This window comes from Pseudanabaena sp. PCC 9330 (assembly GCF_055795045.1).
Genome location: NZ_JAYFES010000116.1, coordinates 228,431 through 245,461 on the forward strand (window position 1 = coordinate 228,431; position 17,031 = coordinate 245,461).

Consider the following 17,031-nt stretch of genomic DNA (forward strand, 5'->3'; position numbering starts at 1 on the left):
ATCACCAATGGCCCTGCCCCTAGGTTAAGCCAGCGTTGAACCATGGCACTTAAGCCCCGTTCAGGCTTCAGCCTCGTCTAGCCATCGCAGCACCAGCGGATTCACTAGTTCAGGAGCTTCGTCCTGGGGGCAGTGGCCCACACCGGGCAGCTCTTCCATCGCCTTAACTGCCGGATAATTCGCCAGGTTGCGACCCAGGTTGACCGGCTCCCAGGGGTCGTCTTGGCCCCAGATAATCCATACCGGGCATTGGAGGTGGGGCAGCAAGTCTTCGGGCAGCGGCCCCTGGGAGTAGCGCACAAAGGCCAAAAACACGTCGGCAGCGCCAGGGGTGAGGGCCGGGGCGAGAATCGCCTCTACTAGCTCGTCGGTAATCGCTTCAGGACGGCGGTAGGCCTGGCCTAGCAGGTTGCGAATCACCTTGCGCTGGGCAATCTGCGAGAAGAAAAACCGCCCCACTGGCGCGTAGCCCAAGACACTTTGCACGATGGGGGTGCTGAGCCGCTGGTGCCAGGGAATGTCGGCCCGGCGACGCTCGTGCAGCAGACGAATGGAGCAGTTGAGCATGACCACACCCTTGACCCAATCAGGCCCGTCTACAGCGGCCTGCATCGCCGCTATGCAGCCGATGGAGTTGGCGACGAGATAAGCGGGTTGACCAATCACCTCGCGGCAAAAGTCGAGAATTTGCTGCCCCCAGGTCTCAAAGGTGTAGGGCAAAGGCTGATTGGGGGTTGGTTTGTCAGACAGACCAAAGCCGATCAGGTCGATCGCATAGGCCTGATGCTGTTGGCCAAAGGCAGGCAGATTCTGACGCCAGTGATCGCTGGAGGCACCAAAGCCGTGGATGCAGAGCACCGGAGTGCCGGTAGTACCAAGGTGCTGATAGCGAATGGAGAACCCCTGCCATGACCAGGTTTGGGTTGTAGGGGCAGCCAGGGCGGTGGTCATAGCGAGGTCTCTAGAAATACTCAGAATTGCTTAATACTCCTTCACATTAACGAAAAGGAGCGCATTCAGCCAGGCTGAGGGTGGTCGGATTGGTCCATGGGGGGCGATCGGCAGCACCCAAGGCTGAATCGTATTTTGTCTACCCGCCGAGCTAACTAGAAATCAGCATCGTTGAATATCGCGTCTTTGAATTGGCCTACTAATTGATATTGCTGAGAGAAGCTTAACGTTTGAGAAATTGTCGGGTTGACTTTTTAAGCACTCGAAAATAGGTTCCAAATAGCGTCAGTGACAACACCAAATAAATCAGAGCATAGGTAGCGCTGAGAGAGACCAGAATCAAAACTGGTATGAACGTTGTCGTCAGAGCAAAAACCAACAGGAAGGCGGCGAAAGTAGATCTGTAGCTCTGGAGGAGTTTTGTTTCTTTGTCAAGATTGAGACCAAAAACCCCTGACCCCTCCACCACGCTCAGCTCTTTTCTGATTTCTTCTTCGTAGCTCTGGAGGTTGTCGGCAAAAAAGATAATGAACGATTGCTTGATCAGATTCCAAAATCCGATGATCGCAATGATCAACAGCAGGCTAAGAAAGCCTACAAACAATAGCCCACTGGCATCAAACTCAGGTTTTGCCAACACGATAAAATCGACGACGGGCTTCCAAAGGGCGATGGTGGCTCCAATCACTCCCATCAGCTTGAGATCTGCAAAAGCACTTTGGATGTAGTCTTCGGCCTGCTGGCTAAGCCGCACGTACTCTTTGTAGAGATAGTCCAATCGTTGTTCAGGATCCATCAGCTTGTTTAGAGCAATAGTTAGTTGACTGTATTCATATTGCCCATGAACCAGTCTCCCAATCTGGCAAACCAGAGATGAGTTGCAGACAAAGCTGCCCCCTTCTCAAGGGGTAGGGGCTAGTACACGTCGAACCGATCAACCGCTCAGCAGAGCTTCGACAAACTCATAGCTAGAGAAGGGGCGCAGATCTTCGATGCCCTCGCCCGCGCCGATAAAGCGAATCGGCAGGCCGAGTTGCTCTACCACCGCCAGAGCCACGCCACCCTTGGCCGTGCCGTCGAGTTTAGTCAGCACCACGCCGCTGAGGTTGGCAGCTTGGGCAAAGACCTCAGCCTGGCGCAGGCCATTTTGACCCAGAGTGGCGTCGAGCACCAGCAGGGCTTCGACCTGGGCGTCGGGGGCTTTTTTGTCGACGATGCGGCGAATTTTGGCCAGCTCGTCCATCAGGTTTTTTTTGTTTTGCAGGCGGCCAGCGGTATCGACGAGCAGCAGCTCGATATGGCGCGATTTGGCGGCGGCGATCGCGTCATAGACCACCGCTGCCGGGTCGGTATTTTGACCTGGGTTGGCGATCACCTCCACATTGCTGCGGGCACCCCAGGTTTTGACCTGCTCGACGGCGGCGGCGCGGAAGGTATCGGCGGCGGCGATCAGCGTGTTGTAGCCCGACTTTTTGGCGATGTGGGCCAGCTTGCCGATGGTGGTGGTCTTACCCGCGCCATTCACCCCGGTCATTAGCCAAATGCTAAAGCCGCCCTTCTCTGGGGTAAAGGTGAGATTGTGGGCGTCGCCCAGGGGGGCATCGAGCATATCGCGCAAAATGGTTTTGAGGTAGGCGATCGCCTGATCGGGGGGCAGCACTTCCTCACGCATGCGGGCTTGCAGTGCTTCAATTACCTTTTCGGTGGCGGCTACACCCACGTCGGCCTGGAGCAGCAGCGACTCAATTTCCATCACCGCGTCATCGTTGAGTGGCCCCTGGCCAACGATCGCCTTGAGCTGGTTGACCAGGCTGAGACGGGTTTTGTTTAGCCCCTGGCGCAGCTTGTTGAGCCAGGTGATCTCTTCGGCAGAGATGTCGTCGGGTCGACGGCCCTGGGCGGCCAGCACTTCCGCTGACCACAGAAAGGCCTCGTCGAGGTCAATGTCGAGTAAGAACGGTTCTGGTGGAGCGGCAACGGCGGTGAGGGGTTCTGGCTCTGGCTCCACAATGGCATTAGCTTCGAGCTGGGCCAGGCGCTGCTGGCGCTCTGCTTCGGATTGAGCCCAGAAGGGGCGGGGAGTAGCCGGTTCGGGTGTAACGGGTGCGGGTACAACGGGTTCTGGCTCGACCGGTTCGAGTTCAGCGAGTTTTGGCTCAGCCGTTTGGGGTGCGGTGTCTGAGTCTACGGTTGCTTGGGCTTCAGCTAGCTCGGCTGTATCTACGGGCTCTGCTTCGGTTTCAGCCAGCGTCACTGAATCGATAGTCGGCGCTTCGACCTCGGCCACTGAGGGTTCTGCCGGTTCAGCTACCCGTGCTTCTTCCAAACCGGTCAGAGCGTTCTCTACCGATTCGGCAATTGCTACCTCAGGACTGTCTAAGTCAGGGCTCTGTGGCTCAGGAGACTCGGGTGCAACGACAGGTTCTTCGATCGCCTCCGGTTTAGCGTCAGCCTGCTGTTTCTGAATATTTTGGTAGGCAGCCTTGGCCCACTTCAGGTAGTCCTCTGAGGAAAGCTGTGGTGTGGCCGGGGGCGTCTCGGGGGCCTTGGCCTCAGCCTTTTTAGCTTCGGCATCGGCGCTGTCAGACTTGTCGAAACTGCGCTGAAACCAGTTAAACCCAGCCATATCAAACTACCTTGCGGACATTCTTGCTGTTGTTAATAGTAAGGCTTTATCCCCGCCTGGGATGGGCAGGGGTGAGCTGGGCTAGACTCGGCAACTCACTCCTCCCTCCGGGCACCCATAGCGATTGGGCGCAGGGTCAAGCTACAGGACTGTCGATCGCGGCCTCGCTGCCCTCGGGTGATTCGCCCTCGCCCTCGCGGTTGACGACCCGGCGCAGCACGCCGTTGATAAACCGAAAGCCGTCGTCATCGCTGTAGCGTTTGGCCAGTTCTACCGCTTCGTTGATGGCCACTCGGTCGGGGGTACCCAGGTAGTTCATTTCGACTACGGCCAGGCGCAAAATATCGCGATCGATGCGAGGCAAACGCTTGAGGTTCCAGGCGACCATGGCTTCGTCGAGAATGGCATCGACCTGGGTTTGGTATTTAACGGCGTGGCTGAGCAGCTCTAGGGCAAAGGCCTCAATCTCAGACTGATTGCTGAGGCGAATAAACTCGGGTAGCTCGACGGCGTGGGCGAGACGATTGATGGCGGTCTGGGTGAGGGCGATCGCATCTTCGACCATGGCCCGGCCCTTTTCTACATCGCTGGCGCGAGTACCGCTGTCTACCAGGTGCTGGTTGCCCCGCTTGAGCTCGTCGGAAGCCGTTTCGAGGGCGTCTTTGGCCTCGGCGGTGAGCGTTTGAATGGCCGCCAACAAGAGCTTTTCAAAGTCTTGTGTTCCCAGGGATTGGGGTGCCAGTCTACCGGGCTTATCAGAAAGCTGGCTGAGGCCCAGCAGGGCCAACTCGCGGGCCATACGGCGAGCTTGCATAGTCGATATCTCCGGTCTAGGAACACTGAAAAACAGGGAATCTAGACCTCTACCAGACTAAATTCCCGAACTGGCCTTAAATTGAACTCACATTCTAGCAATCTTCGTCTACGGGCAAGACGGAAAGTTGCTGAGGATATTCGGTGATATCGTTTGAACCCTCGAGCTCGTTTTGGCCGAGGGCATCTAAGGCCATGGCGGACTGGGCGCTATCGACGGAAACCACCCGATCGGAGGGCACCGCCGAAGCCAGGTTGGGGCCAACGATGCCGCCGGAGAGCAACACCTTAAAGGCATCTTCAATGGAGATTGAGAGGTTGACGACGTCGGTCTCAGGCACGATCGCGTACCAGCCGCTGGTGGGGTTGGGAGTGGTGGGCACAAAGACGCTGAGCATTTTGGGGGTGCCCGTCGCCGTTGTCGCTGCCGTCATGGCTCCGGTGACAAAGGCGATCGCCCAAGTGCCCTTGCGCGGATACTCGACCAGCACTACTTTGCGAAAGCGCGTACTGGAATCTTGAAAAACAGTCTGCAGCAGCTGCTGTAGTGTCTTGTACACCGACCCGGCTAGGGGAATCGACTGCACGACTTTTTCGCCCACATCCAGCAGCCAGCGCCCGGCAATGTTGCGGGCCATTAGACCAATGATCAAAATAGCCAGCAGCGGCACCGATAGGCCAATCGTCAGATTGATCAGGTTGACCAGTACCGGGTTGAGTCCTTCAAAGGGAGTCAACTGCTTGGGAAACCGAGTCAGCAGCCGCACTACCCAAGCCGAAATGGTGATCGTCAGCCAGATGGTGGTGGCTAGGGGAATAATCACCAGAAGACCGGCGATCAGATCATTTTTGAGGTCTTGCTTGATCTTTTGCAGCAGAGGCAGCTTGGGATGCTCTGGGCCTGGCAGAGTTGAGGAGTTGAGGGTAGGCGAACCGTTTAAGTCCATAATCCCGAAGTATTGGCTAGGGATAGCTAGGGCAATGAGAGCAAATAGCGATCGCCGCTTCGATTTTTATTTAGTCTTATCGAGCAAGGTTTGACGGTGGAAGGCTGAGCGGTAGAAGCCAGCGTCAAACAGTGGAACGACCTAAGCAACAGGTCTGGACATTATTGTAAACATTTGTATGAGGAAGCGGTGAAAATGTACAGCTTAAAGGTGGCATGTTTGCTTTCTCCCTCCTATCCTAAGGCAAACAGGTAGCGTGGTTAACAAAACCAGACAGATAGCCCGTTGCAGCCCAAGGCCTTACGCCTTGCCTAGGTCAGTCCGAGCATGTAACGGGCCAGGCTGAGGTAGAGCAGTACCCCCAGCACATCGACAATGGTGGTAATGAAGGGGGCCGACATCAAAGCTGGGTCAAAGCCCAGTTTGTCAAACAAAATTGGCAACCCTCCTCCGGCGGTGGAGGCCAAAATTGAAATGGCCACCAGGCTGATGCCCACGGTGCCAGCCACCGCCAGATTGCCCTGGAGCAGGTAGGCCCAGACCGTGACGACAGCCCCCAGCATCAAGCCCAGCACTGTACCGGCGATCGCCTCGCGTCGAATGACTGACAGAGCCTGCTTCGAGCTGATCTCTTCGGTATTGAGGCCGCGAATCACCACCGTAGACGACTGTGCCCCCACATTGCCGCCGCTGCCAATCAGCAGCGGAATGAAAGCGGCGAGAGTCACCACCTGCTGCAAGATATCTTCCTGGCTGCGAATAACGGCGGTAGTGACGGTGTTGGTGATCAGCAAAATCGACAACCACACCACCCGCTTGCGGGCCACATCAAACAGGTTTGACTGAAAGTAGCTGTCGCCGCCGCTCTGCACACCGCCTAGAGCGTAGATGTCTTCGGTGGTTTCAGCTTCGATCACGTCGATCAGGTCATCGACAGTGATAATGCCTACCAGACGGTCTTCGGTGTCGACTACGGGTACCGCCAAAAAGTCGTAGCGCTGCACAAGGCGGGCCACATCTTCTTGATCGGTGTCGGTGCGCACCGAGATTACCTCGCGGGTCATCAGATCGCCGATGGTCTGCTCGGGCTGGCCGGTGACCAGGTGCCGCAGGGAGATAATGCCAGTCATGCGGCGGGCGGCATCGGTGACAAACAGGTAATAGATGGTTTCGCTGACAAAGGCGCGGCTGCGAATGTAGTCGAGGGCGCGCAAAATCGTCCAGTTTTCTTTGAGCGCGACGTACTCGGGGGTCATGATGCGCCCGGCAGTGCCAGGGGCATAGCCCAGCAGCAGGGCGGTGGCCTCGCGCTCTTGGGGGCTGAGCTGAGTCAGCAGGCTGCGGACAAACTTGGCGGGCAGTTCGTCAAACAGGCGGGCGCGATCGTCGGGCGACATTTTATCGACAATGTCGATCACGTCCTGTCGCTTAAAGTCTTCGATCAGCGCCTGTTGCACGCTGGTGTCAAGGTTTTCGTAGACCTCGATCGCCTCGCCCTTGCCCAGCAGCCGAAAGGCGATCGCCTGCATGGCCTCGGGTAGGTCTTCAATGGCTTCGGCAATATCGGCAGGCTGCACCGGCACCAGCAGCGCCTTGGCCCCTGGCAAGTTGCCCTGCTCAAGCAGAACCTGAAGCTGCGATCGCACCAGCTCTTGCAGCTCCCTACGGTCTACCGTGAGGGCAGTCGGTGTGTCCTGCGCTTCGGTCAAGCGTTCGCCCCGGCGATACAACTGCAACTAGTCTAGTGGCCCTTGGCATCTCAGAGAAGTCAAAACGTTGGGATTATTCCCTGAACTTTGGCAAAAGCCCAAATCCCTGTCCTAAGCGGCTCATTTTGGCTTGGGTCAAAGGCAACACTGCCGACCTGACACCCAGAACAGCCGCCCGATCGAGACTATCGCTCGGCTGGCAGGCATCGGGCAGTGCCGGGCAGTACCGGGTTCGTACACCCCTAACGGCAGTAGAATGAGATTGAAAACATAGGTCTACTTTGCCAGTCAATCGCCGTATCTGTTTAGTCACTGGCCCGGCGCGATCGGGCAAAAGCGAGTGGGCCGAAGCCCTGGCCGAGGCCTCTGATCAGTCGGTCATCTATATTGCTACCTCTACCCTTGACCCCACAGATCTCGAATGGCAAAAACGGGTAGAGCGGCACCGCGATCGCCGCCCCTCCCACTGGCAGCTCAAAGAAGTCCCCATTGCCTTACCCGAGACTATCTGCTCCGCCACCGCTGAGGACTGTCTATTAATTGACTCCCTCGGTACCTGGCTGGCCAATCTGCTCGACCAGGACGACGACACCTGGAAGACCACCGTAGATGCCCTGGTTGAGAGCATGCGACAAACCCTCGCCACCGTGATTGTGGTCTCCGAAGAAACCGGCTGGGGCGTGGTGCCCGCCTACCCAGTGGGGCGCTTGTTTCGCGATCGCCTCGGCACCCTCACCCGCCAGGTCGGCACCGTCGCTGATGCGGTGTATCTGGTCGTGGCAGGCTACGCAGTCAATGTGAAGGCGCTGGGCGAGGGCATTGATCGGGCGGGCTGACGGTTGGGTCTTGAATTCAAGCCGGGCAGCCAACTCAAAATTCAAAACTAAGCACTCAAAGCTTCCCTCCCCTTACACCTCAAACCCCTCCATCTCATAACCTGTCCAATCGCCGTCAAACTTCTCCGCCACCAGAGGAGTCACCGTTAGCTGCGGTGGGTTGCCTGGCCCCACATCGACCCGTAGGCCTGAGTAGGGGCGTTTGAGGTCGCTGCCATCGCCGGTGCGGCCCAGGTATAGGTGCGACTTGGCCACGGAGTGGGTAGCCCCGTCAAGACCTTCAGTCAGCTCGGGGCCATCTTGGCGCTGGCGGCGCAGGCTGTAGCCGCTGCCGCCACAGATCACCCAGGGAATGTGCGCATCGCCGTGGCCGGTGTCGCCCGTACGCAGGTAGTCGAGGCAGTGGGCGTGACCGTTGAGCACCAGGTTGACCAGGGGGCGATCGGGGGTGGCGGCTCCCACGGCGGCGGCGACGTCGTTGAGCACCTGGCGCAGGTGGTGGCGCACTGCCAGGGTTTGCCCTTGGCTCCATTTGGTGGCTTCGGTGACGTAGGGGGGGTGGTGAAAAAATAGAATGCGCCCGCGCGCGGTAGGGTCTTGCCAGGAGGCAATCAGGCGATCGCGCAGCCACTGCAACTGCTCAGTATCCACCGTGGTCAGGCGGGAGCTGTTGAGCTGTTTGCCAATGTCGTTTAGCTCTTCGTCGATGGCTTCAATGCGCTCGGTGAGGTCTTCCTGCTGGTCTTCATCGGCGGGGCTAAAGACTCCTAGACTGGCCTGACGAAGCAGGTCAGTTTTTTGGGTTTCGAGCTGCTGGCGCTGCTGCTGTAAGGCTTGGCGACCGGCCTGGCCATGGGCCATCGGCAAGGGCTGGTTAAAGGTGTTGGAGTCAAGCGCAAAAAAGTCGATGCCGCCGTAGCGAAACGTATAGTAACGGTTGGGCAGTCGGGTAAACTCGCCTGGCTTGTAGGTGAGGGCGCGAGCATTGCCCACCGCGCTGGTGTAGTGGGCATCGAGGTGTTGAAGCAGCCGCGCCTCGGGCACCCCACAGAGGTAGTCTAAAAACGCTCTGGCAAAGGCGTCGCCCTGGTAAGAACCGTGCCAGCTCACATCTAGGTCAAGGTAGGAGCGCAGAGCGTAGCGCAGCGGTGCAGTCATACCCGAGGCCAACCCAATCACCAGGGGCAGGTCGTAATAGTCGTGGTTGCCCAGTACCGGCAAAATTGGGTGCTTGAGGGTCATGCGATCGTATTTGATGTGCCGGTAGCGATCGCCCCCTACCAGCCACTCTTGGTAGGGCTTAATAAAGTTTGACGGGTACTGCTCCCGCGAGCCCACCAGATACACCACATCCCCAGTGTGCAGGGTAAAACGGGCCGAGTCGAGGTACGGCAACAACTGCTCGGCTACCTGTCGCTGGGGGCTGCTGCTGCGGTGCCGACCCGTGCCGCTGTCGCCCACCACCAAAAACGAAAACGTCTCATCCTCTCCATGACCGTCATCGATCACCAGACGGGTTTGGTCAATGCCGTTTTCGACCACCAGCGGATGCTGCCACCGCACCCGCTGCTGCATCTTACGAATCTTGACCGCAATGGCGGGCTCGGTGACCAATTTTGACGACATAGCTGGCAGTTGAGTGGCAGTTGCTATAACCCTTTAGCATGGATCATGTTGAATGTGCGGAGCCTGAGCCAACATGGGCGTCTACAACGAGCGAATTTTGCCCTACCTGATCGATCTTTCCATGGCCGATCGCCTCTTGGGTGACTACCGCCGTGAAACGCTGGCTCAGGTCACCGGTGCCGTGCTCGAAATCGGTTTTGGTACCGGACTCAACCTGCCCTACTACCCCCATAGCATTGGTCAAATTACCACCGTAGACCCCAGCCCTGGGGTGCATCGTCTGGCCCAAAAGCGCATTGCGGCCTCCTCCATCACCGTAGATCATTACATGATTAGCGGCGAGGCGCTGCCCATGCCTGACCAAAGCTTCGACAGCGTGGTGAGTACGTTTACTCTATGCAGTGTGCCCAACATTGAGCAGGCCCTGGCCGAAATTTACCGCGTACTCAAACCAGGCGGGCAGTTCTTTTTTGTCGAACATGGCCTCAGCGATGACCCCGCCGTCCAAACCTGGCAAAACCGCCTCACCCCCATGCAAAAGCGCATTGCGGGGGGATGCCACTTCAACCGCAGCATGGGCGAGCTGATCGAACGACAGTTTGACCAGGTGGAGCTAAACGCTGCCTACGCCAAGAAGGTGCCAAAATTTGCCGGATATTTTTATCGCGGTACGGCAACGAAGCAACCCTAGACGTCTGATCGAAGCACTCCTGGATGCCGTCCGGTACGCTGTAGAAAGCTTTCGCCAGGCTCACCCCCCGGTGAACTGCACCGCACTACAGCCTACCCGCTAGAGACCCTGCTGCCATGGCCGTCCGCCTTTGGAACTTTCTCACCACCGACCTACAAGACCGGGTGCCCACCAAAACCTCCCCTGGCACCGCTCCTAGCGCCGCCGATGCCGCTGATGTAGTGCTGGGGCTGACCGTAGCGCTGGCGGTGGCCGTGCCCGACGGCCCGACCCTGGTCGGACTGATCGATCAGCTCGATTCACTGCTCGACGCCCTTAACGCCCCCCTGGGCAAGCTAGTGCGAGAGGCCCCATCGTTTGCCTCTCTGGGCAATGATCTGCTGACGTTTTATCGTCAGGCGACGCAAAAAGAGCCAACCCTAGCCCAGACCGTTGCCCTGGTGAGCCAGGCCGCCTACTTAGAGAGTTTTCGAGCATTTGTCAAACGCCACCCCAAGGTAGAGCAATGGCTGCTGGCCAAAGACAACACCCCCCAGGCTAAAACCATCACCCTGGAGATGAAGGCTCTCGGGCTCTTTGAGCTGACCGATGACGAGGCCCGCCTCTCGGCATTGTCATTTTCCCAATCGGCCCTGGCCAAGGCGTTTAACAGGGCTCTCAACGCTCGGCTAGAGCAGCTTGGGGCCACCCCTGAAATTGCCCACCGCATGGTTGAGTCGGTGGCCAAAAACACCCAGCGACATCTGCAAAATGCGATCGCCCAAGCCGACGAGACCATTCAGCAGCAGCTGGATTGCGATCGCTCTTAGCGAGATAGTGAGAGGCCACTGCTGGAGGCTTTGGGTGCTCATTGTTACCGATAGTGACAAGAGCTAAAACCCTCATAAAGTCTTCCCCTAGGTTCTCAGTTGGGTGTGTTAGATTGGGCGTAATTTGCTGCTAGAACCTACACACATGACACTTGCAAAGCGGGGACTGATCCTAGGTGCAACTGCCCTAGCCGTGGCTACCGTAACTGTAACCGGTGCCGGTCTCCACCTATCCCAGAGCAAAGCCTTCTTCCAAGAGAGCCCCAAAGAGCTCATTGATGAGGTCTGGCAGCTCATCGATCGCAACTTTGTCGACGCCACCTTTAACCAGGTCGACTGGGAAGCGGTTCGTACCGAGTACCTAGAACGAAACTATACCAACCAGGAAGAAGCCTACGTCGCCGTCCGCGAAATGCTGGAGAAGCTGGAGGATCCCTATACTCGCTTCATGGATCCAGAAGAGTTTAGCAATATGCAGATTGACACCTCTGGCGAACTCACCGGGGTGGGCATTCAGATCTCCCAGGACGAAGAGACCAAAGAGATTGTGGTCGTCGCTCCCATCGAAGACACTCCCGCCTTTGATGCCGGTATTCGCCCCAAAGATGTCATCTTGGCCATCGATGGCGAACCCACCGAGGGCATGGAACTCAACGATGCGGTCAGCAGAATTCGCGGCCAGGTGGGCTCATCGGTGACCTTGACCATTCGTCGCGACGGGCAAGACCTGGAGGTACCCATTGTGCGGGCTCGGATCGAGATTCATCCGGTGCGCTACACCACTCAGACTGGCCCAGAGGGTCAAGTGGGCTACATTCGCCTCAATCAGTTCAGCGCCAATGCGGCTACTGAGATGAGCAATGCGATTAAAGACCTAGAAACCCAGGAGGTGACGGGCTACATTCTTGACCTACGGTCTAACCCCGGTGGTTTGCTTTACTCCAGCATCGATATTGCCCGCATGTGGCTCAACGATGGCACCATCGTGTCGACGGTAAATCGTCAGGGCGTCGTCGATGAAGAGACCGCCAACAATCGGGCGTTGACCACCAAACCGCTGGTCGTTTTGGTGGACGGCGGCTCTGCCAGCGCCAGCGAAATTTTGTCGGGTGCCCTAAAAGATAACGACCGGGCAGTTTTGGTCGGCACTCGCACCTTTGGCAAAGGTCTAGTGCAGTCAGTGCGCAGCCTCGGCGATGGGTCAGGTCTGGCCATTACCGTGGCCAAATATCTCACCCCCAACGGCACAGATATCAATAAACATGGTATTGACCCAGACATTGCGGTCGAGCTGACTGAGGAGCAGCGGGAGCAGCTAGCGACCGATCGCGAGGCCATTGGCACCGCCGCCGATCCTCAGTATGCCGAAGCATTGCGGGTGCTGGGTTCAGAAATCCAGGAGGCGCGGGGCAGCAACAACGTGACCTCAGCCCCGGCCAACTAAGGTTGAATCTAAGTCATCAAGGGGAGCGTTTTGCCACAGACAAAACGCTCCCCTTGATGGTTTTTGTAGTTACCCCTATGCAAGAGAATCCCATCGGGATTAGGACGATGTCGGTTCCTGTCTGCCTTCTACCGCTGGCGTCGAGACGCCCGCAGAGGATTGCCCCCAAACACTAGTAAAACCAAGGCGGCGGCGAGCATGCCAGCGGCGGTGCAGAAAGCGAGCAGCACCCCAAAGGGTATCTCGACCGACTGTAGATTGAGCAAACGCACTGAAACGGGAGTGGCGTTTTGTACGGCAATAATGGCGATCGCCACTACCCACACCGCTGGCACGAGGGCAAAAGCAAGTCTAACCATGGGTACAGCGCTGTAGAAAAGTGTGCATAAGGGGGGGTGCCCAAAAAAGAGTTGCCAAGAGTTGATCGCTTTAGGTAGTATAGTCAACTGGGCTATATGAGAGAAATCATGGCAAAACGGGTACAGGTAGTTCTCACAGAAGACATTCGCAAGCTGGGCTATAACGGCGATCTGGTTGAGGTTGCCCCCGGCTATGCACGTAATTATCTTATCCCCAACGGGAAGGCAGTGCGCACTACCCCTGGCGTACTGAAGCAGGTTGAGCGGCGACGTGAGGCCCAAAAACAACGCCTGCTCGAAATCAAGCAAGAGGCTGAGGCTACTAAAACAGCTCTGACTACCATTGGCATGTTCACCATTCAAAAACCGGTGGGTGAAAATGATGCGATCTTTGGCACTGTAACCGCAGCCGATGTGGCTGAGGTGATCAAGTCACTCTCTGGTAAAGAGGTTGACCGCCGCGATATCTCGGTGCCCGACATCAACAAGCTGGGTGAGTACCAGGCTGAGGTCAAACTGCACCCCGAGGTGACTGCCACCGTCAATCTGCGCGTGACTGCCGAGTAGTTATCGCTGGGCCTGTGTAGCCTTGATGTTGAAAAGGGTTTGTCTTCGGTCAGCCAGTTAGGGCGCTGACGTTTGAAGGCAAGCCCTTTTCTCTGAAATGCGCCATAGGTCAACGGGCAGTTTAAAGGACTTGGGTCGGGGAGTGACTACAGCAGCAGGGCCGCCCGCTCCGCCAGGCTCGATCGCTCACCCTTGGTGAGGGTAATGTGACCAGCCAGGGCCTCGCCCCGAAATCGCTCAACCACGTAGGTGAGGCCGTTGCTTGAGGCATCGACGTAGGGGTTGTCGATCTGCTCGGGGTCGCCAGTGAGAATGATTTTGGTGCCCTCGCCAGCCCGGGTGAGAATGGTCTTGACCTCGTGAGGGGTGAGATTTTGCGCCTCGTCAACGATGAGAAACTGCTTGGGAATCGATCGCCCGCGAATGTAGGTCAGCGGCTCAATCTGCAACAGCCCTTGGTCAATCATTTCATCGTGGCCGCGCCGCCAGTGCTCGGGCTTGCCGCGCATATCCTGGGTGCCAAAGATCAAATCAAAGTTGTCGTAAAGGGGCTGCATCCAGGGGTTGAGTTTTTCGCGCATGTCGCCGGGCAGGTAGCCAATGTCTCGGCCCAGGGGCACGATCGGGCGAGCAATCAGCAGTCGCGAGTAGAGGCGTTCGTCGGCCACTTTTTGCACCCCAGCGGCGATCGCCAGCAGAGTTTTGCCGGTACCCGCCTTGCCCACCAGGGTCACCATCGAGATCGAGTCTTGCAGCAGCAGCTCAAAGGCAAAACGCTGCTCGCGGTTGCGGGGCTGTACCCGCGATATGCCGGCATGGGGCAGCTTGCTCAGAGGCACCAGTTTGCTGCTGGTGCCCTGTGCTAGAGCAAGGGCGGTGTGGTTGGGATTGGTCTCATCGACTAGGGTCACCAGCTGGTTGGGGTAGAGGGAAATCTCGAGCTTGAGGTGGCCGTCGCCAAACAGCTGGCTGATCGCCTCGGCGCTGGTTAGCACCTCCAGGGTGCCGGTGTAGAGGTCGTCGTAGTCGACCTTGTCGGTTTCATAGTCTTCGGCCACTAGCCCCACGGCGTCGGCTTTGATGCGCAGATTGGTGTCTTTGCTCACCAGCACCACCGGCATGTCGTGGTGCCGCTGGTACTCCATAGCCACCGCGAGAATGGCGTTGTCGCCCAGGTCGCCCTCTAGCTCGGGGGGCAGCTGGCGCAGGGTGTCGCGGTGGCACAGGGCCACCTTGAGGGTGCCCCCCTTCTGCAACGGAATGCCCTGCACCAGCGACCCCTGCTGGCGCAGCTCATCTAGGGTGCGGGAGACGTAGCGGGCGTTGCGGCCGGTGTCGGCGGTGCCTTTTTTGAAGCGATCGAGTTCTTCGATGATGGTGATGGGCAACACCACGTCATTGTCCTCAAACCTAAACATTGCCAGGGGGTCGTGCAGCAATACGTTGGTGTCGAGGACGAAGACTTTTTTCATGAATCAGTATGAGTAGGACAGTGAACCAGCCCCAAGGACGGTTGACCAGAGAGGCTGACCAGAGGGTGCTACATCGGTTTGTCGAGGCAGCGACTGTCCTTTACCGGGGGCTATTTTTAGAAATGGGGGTTAGGTGCCATTTCCGTGGAGTGCGACTGGAGTACAACAATTCTGTATGGCCCAGAGGCGAGGCCTCGACCCCAGTTCTAGAATGGCTGTTTAGACACTGTAGCGGATTCTGTAGTGAGTTCAGCCCCTGGGCTGCGGTCAGGGCTGCCCTTCCTCGTTTACTATGGCCTATGGGTTGTTTCTCCCAAGCATTTACTGTCACTTCTGGAGCCCTCCATGCGTCTTTCCCAAATGCTGTTTGTCACCCTGCGGGAAGATCCGGCAGAGGCCGAAATCCCCAGCCACAAGCTGCTGCTGCGGGCGGGTTACATGCGACGCATTGCCAGTGGTGTCTATGCCTACCTACCCCTGCTGCTGCGGGTGCTCAACAAAATCTCTGACATCGTGCGCGATGAAATGAACGCCACGGGTGCTCAAGAATGTCTGCTGCCTCAGCTCCAGCCCGCCGATCTCTGGCGCGAGTCGGGCCGGTGGGACACCTACACTAAGGCCGAGGGCATTATGTTCTCGTTGACCGATCGCCGCCAGCAGGAGGTCAGCCTTGGCCCCACCCACGAGGAGGTAATCACCGCCGTGGCGCGGGATATGATCCGATCCTACCGTCAGCTGCCGCTGCATCTGTACCAGATCCAGACTAAGTTTCGCGATGAAATTCGCCCTCGGTTTGGCCTGATGCGCGGGCGCGAATTCATTATGAAAGACGGCTATTCGTTCCACGCCAACGAGAGCAGTCTGAAAGAAACCTACCAGGAAATGTACACCGCCTACAGCAATATGCTGCGCCGCTGCGGGCTGGAGTTTCGGGCGGTGGATGCAGATTCGGGGGCGATCGGCGGGTCGGGCTCTACCGAGTTTATGGTGCTGGCCGACGCGGGTGAAGATGAGGTGCTCTACACCGAGGATGGCCAGTACGCTGCCAACGTTGAAAAAGCGGTCTCTGTGCCGCCGGACGCGGTGCCTTCGGCCTTTAGCAAATTTGAAAAGCTAGATACGCCCAACACCCCCACTATCGACTCCCTGGCCACCTTTTTGAAGTGTTCTGCCACCCAGATTGTCAAGAATGTGCTGTATCAAGCGGTGTTTGACAATGGCCGGGTGGTTTTGGCCATCGTCAGCCTGCGGGGCGATCAGGATGTGAATGAGGTGAAGCTCACCAACGAGTTGACTAAGTTGGCGCCAGACTACGGCGGCACTACGGTACTGGCGCTGGGGGTGCCTGACGCCGATGCCCAGCGCCAGTGGGCGGCTAAACCCTTACCCCTGGGCTACATGGCTCCCGATCTGAGTGACGACTATATTCAAGGCGGCAAAGACATCGAGCCAAAATTTCTGCGCCTGGTGGATGAGACTGCTGTCGGTCTAAAAAACTTTGTCACCGGCTCAAACGAGGCTGGCTATCACGTGGTGGGGGCCAACTGGGGGAAAGAATTCACTCTGCCCAAAACAGTGGTGAATGTGCGGAAGGCGGCGACGGGCGATCGCGCCCTCCACGACCCCAGCCAAACCCTACAAACGGCCCGAGGCATCGAGATCGGCCACATCTTCCAGCTGGGGACTAAGTACTCCCAGGCTCTCGGGGCCACCTTCACCGATGAAACCGGGGCCGAGCTGCCGCTGGTGATGGGCTGCTACGGCGTGGGTGTCTCGCGCCTGGCTCAGGCGGCGGTAGAGCAGTCTTACGACAAAAATGGCATTGTCTGGCCGGTGGCGATCGCCCCCTACCAGGCCATTGTCGTCATCCCCAACATGGGCGATGACTTGCAGGTCGAGGCTGCCAAGACCATCTACACTGAGCTGCTGGCGGCGGGGGTCGATGCCCTGCTCGACGATCGCGATGAGCGGGCCGGGGTCAAGTTCAAAGACGCCGACCTAATTGGCATTCCCTACCGTATCGTTACCGGACGTGCCCTAAGAGATGGCAAGGTCGAAGTGGTCGAGCGGGCCACCGGCATTGTGCAGGAGGTGCCTCTAGCCTCGGTAGTGCCCGTGGTCAAAGGTTGGATCGATGAAGAGTTGCTCTCTAGCCGGTAGCGCCCGCACCGACCACAGACC

At 57.8% G+C, this 17,031-nt stretch carries 15 protein-coding genes; 6 read left to right on the forward strand and 9 right to left on the reverse strand.

All coding sequences use genetic code 11. From position 1 onward, the window contains the following. Window positions 1-60 precede the first annotated feature (60 nt). The 6 genes from AC0QKW_RS21835 to mgtE form a co-directional block, all read right to left on the reverse strand. Window positions 61-951 (reverse strand): alpha/beta fold hydrolase, encoded by an 891-nt coding sequence (locus tag AC0QKW_RS21835; RefSeq protein WP_473153212.1) that lies wholly within the window; start codon window positions 949-951, stop codon window positions 61-63. A gap of 223 nt (window positions 952-1,174) precedes the next feature. After that, complete coding sequence (locus AC0QKW_RS21840; RefSeq protein WP_473153213.1) at window positions 1,175-1,747, reverse strand: hypothetical protein; 573 nt, start codon at window positions 1,745-1,747, stop codon at window positions 1,175-1,177. 138 nt (window positions 1,748-1,885) lie between these two features. Further along, window positions 1,886-3,577 (reverse strand): signal recognition particle-docking protein FtsY, encoded by a 1,692-nt coding sequence (ftsY, locus tag AC0QKW_RS21845; RefSeq protein ID WP_473153214.1) that lies wholly within the window; start codon window positions 3,575-3,577, stop codon window positions 1,886-1,888. A 136-nt stretch (window positions 3,578-3,713) separates the two neighbouring features. Beyond that, window positions 3,714-4,391: a transcription antitermination factor NusB gene (gene nusB / locus AC0QKW_RS21850; protein ID WP_473153215.1), complete on the reverse strand. Its 678-nt coding sequence runs from the start codon at window positions 4,389-4,391 to the stop codon at window positions 3,714-3,716. A gap of 94 nt (window positions 4,392-4,485) precedes the next feature. Then, the gene (locus tag AC0QKW_RS21855) at window positions 4,486-5,268 is read right to left on the reverse strand and encodes a DUF502 domain-containing protein (protein ID WP_473153289.1); all 783 of its coding nucleotides are present in this window, start codon (window positions 5,266-5,268) and stop codon (window positions 4,486-4,488) included. A gap of 380 nt (window positions 5,269-5,648) precedes the next feature. Further along, window positions 5,649-7,046, reverse strand: coding sequence for a magnesium transporter (mgtE, locus tag AC0QKW_RS21860; protein WP_473153216.1), 1,398 nt, complete (start codon window positions 7,044-7,046; stop codon window positions 5,649-5,651). A gap of 281 nt (window positions 7,047-7,327) precedes the next feature. Between mgtE and cobU the strand changes: the two genes are divergently transcribed. Next, the gene (gene cobU, locus AC0QKW_RS21865) at window positions 7,328-7,882 is read left to right on the forward strand and encodes a bifunctional adenosylcobinamide kinase/adenosylcobinamide-phosphate guanylyltransferase (RefSeq protein ID WP_473153217.1); all 555 of its coding nucleotides are present in this window, start codon (window positions 7,328-7,330) and stop codon (window positions 7,880-7,882) included. Window positions 7,883-7,954: 72 nt separating this feature from the next. On the opposite strand, the gene AC0QKW_RS21870 is transcribed toward cobU, so the two are convergent. After that, a complete protein-coding gene (locus AC0QKW_RS21870) occupies window positions 7,955-9,508 on the reverse strand; it encodes a metallophosphoesterase family protein (protein ID WP_473153218.1) in 1,554 nt (517 codons plus the stop codon). 73 nt (window positions 9,509-9,581) lie between these two features. Here AC0QKW_RS21870 and AC0QKW_RS21875 point away from each other — a divergent pair, with 73 nt between their 5' ends. From AC0QKW_RS21875 to ctpC, 3 genes are all read left to right on the forward strand, one after another. After that, entirely contained in the window at window positions 9,582-10,199 is a 618-nt protein-coding gene (locus AC0QKW_RS21875) for a class I SAM-dependent methyltransferase (protein ID WP_473153219.1), read from the forward strand. A gap of 116 nt (window positions 10,200-10,315) precedes the next feature. Continuing rightward, window positions 10,316-11,008 carry a hypothetical protein gene (locus AC0QKW_RS21880; RefSeq protein WP_473153220.1) on the forward strand — a complete coding sequence of 231 codons (693 nt, stop codon included), beginning with the start codon at window positions 10,316-10,318 and terminating at the stop codon, window positions 11,006-11,008. Window positions 11,009-11,153: 145 nt separating this feature from the next. Continuing rightward, entirely contained in the window at window positions 11,154-12,452 is a 1,299-nt protein-coding gene (gene ctpC / locus AC0QKW_RS21885; RefSeq protein WP_473153221.1) for a carboxyl-terminal processing protease CtpC, read from the forward strand. Between the two features lie 128 nt (window positions 12,453-12,580). Here the strand turns inward: ctpC and AC0QKW_RS21890 are convergent, their stop codons facing one another. Beyond that, window positions 12,581-12,811, reverse strand: a complete 231-nt coding sequence (locus tag AC0QKW_RS21890) for a lipopolysaccharide assembly protein LapA domain-containing protein (protein ID WP_473153222.1) — start codon at window positions 12,809-12,811, stop codon at window positions 12,581-12,583. Between the two features lie 108 nt (window positions 12,812-12,919). On the opposite strand from AC0QKW_RS21890, the gene rplI reads away from it, so the two are divergent. Then, window positions 12,920-13,378 (forward strand): 50S ribosomal protein L9, encoded by a 459-nt coding sequence (rplI, locus tag AC0QKW_RS21895; protein WP_473153223.1) that lies wholly within the window; start codon window positions 12,920-12,922, stop codon window positions 13,376-13,378. Window positions 13,379-13,524: 146 nt separating this feature from the next. On the opposite strand, the gene AC0QKW_RS21900 is transcribed toward rplI, so the two are convergent. Next, window positions 13,525-14,850: a PhoH family protein gene (locus AC0QKW_RS21900; RefSeq protein WP_473153224.1), complete on the reverse strand. Its 1,326-nt coding sequence runs from the start codon at window positions 14,848-14,850 to the stop codon at window positions 13,525-13,527. Between the two features lie 345 nt (window positions 14,851-15,195). Here AC0QKW_RS21900 and AC0QKW_RS21905 point away from each other — a divergent pair, with 345 nt between their 5' ends. Continuing rightward, window positions 15,196-17,010 carry a proline--tRNA ligase gene (locus AC0QKW_RS21905; RefSeq protein WP_473153225.1) on the forward strand — a complete coding sequence of 605 codons (1,815 nt, stop codon included), beginning with the start codon at window positions 15,196-15,198 and terminating at the stop codon, window positions 17,008-17,010. Window positions 17,011-17,031 lie beyond the last annotated feature (21 nt).

What these genes read in the sequence shown, in the direction of transcription:
- AC0QKW_RS21880 (WP_473153220.1), top strand. Translation starts at nt 10,316, where the DNA reads ATGGCCGTCCGCCTTTGGAACTTTCTCACCACCGACCTACAAGACCGG.
- AC0QKW_RS21905 (WP_473153225.1), top strand. Translation starts at nt 15,196, where the DNA reads ATGCGTCTTTCCCAAATGCTGTTTGTCACCCTGCGGGAAGATCCGGCA.
- AC0QKW_RS21900 (WP_473153224.1), bottom strand. Translation starts at nt 14,850, where the DNA reads ATGAAAAAAGTCTTCGTCCTCGACACCAACGTATTGCTGCACGACCCC.
- nusB (WP_473153215.1), bottom strand. Translation starts at nt 4,391, where the DNA reads ATGCAAGCTCGCCGTATGGCCCGCGAGTTGGCCCTGCTGGGCCTCAGC.
- ftsY (WP_473153214.1), bottom strand. Translation starts at nt 3,577, where the DNA reads ATGGCTGGGTTTAACTGGTTTCAGCGCAGTTTCGACAAGTCTGACAGC.
- rplI (WP_473153223.1), top strand. Translation starts at nt 12,920, where the DNA reads ATGGCAAAACGGGTACAGGTAGTTCTCACAGAAGACATTCGCAAGCTG.
- AC0QKW_RS21890 (WP_473153222.1), bottom strand. Translation starts at nt 12,811, where the DNA reads ATGGTTAGACTTGCTTTTGCCCTCGTGCCAGCGGTGTGGGTAGTGGCG.
- AC0QKW_RS21870 (WP_473153218.1), bottom strand. Translation starts at nt 9,508, where the DNA reads ATGTCGTCAAAATTGGTCACCGAGCCCGCCATTGCGGTCAAGATTCGT.
- AC0QKW_RS21875 (WP_473153219.1), top strand. Translation starts at nt 9,582, where the DNA reads ATGGGCGTCTACAACGAGCGAATTTTGCCCTACCTGATCGATCTTTCC.
- ctpC (WP_473153221.1), top strand. Translation starts at nt 11,154, where the DNA reads ATGACACTTGCAAAGCGGGGACTGATCCTAGGTGCAACTGCCCTAGCC.
- AC0QKW_RS21835 (WP_473153212.1), bottom strand. Translation starts at nt 951, where the DNA reads ATGACCACCGCCCTGGCTGCCCCTACAACCCAAACCTGGTCATGGCAG.
- AC0QKW_RS21840 (WP_473153213.1), bottom strand. Translation starts at nt 1,747, where the DNA reads ATGGATCCTGAACAACGATTGGACTATCTCTACAAAGAGTACGTGCGG.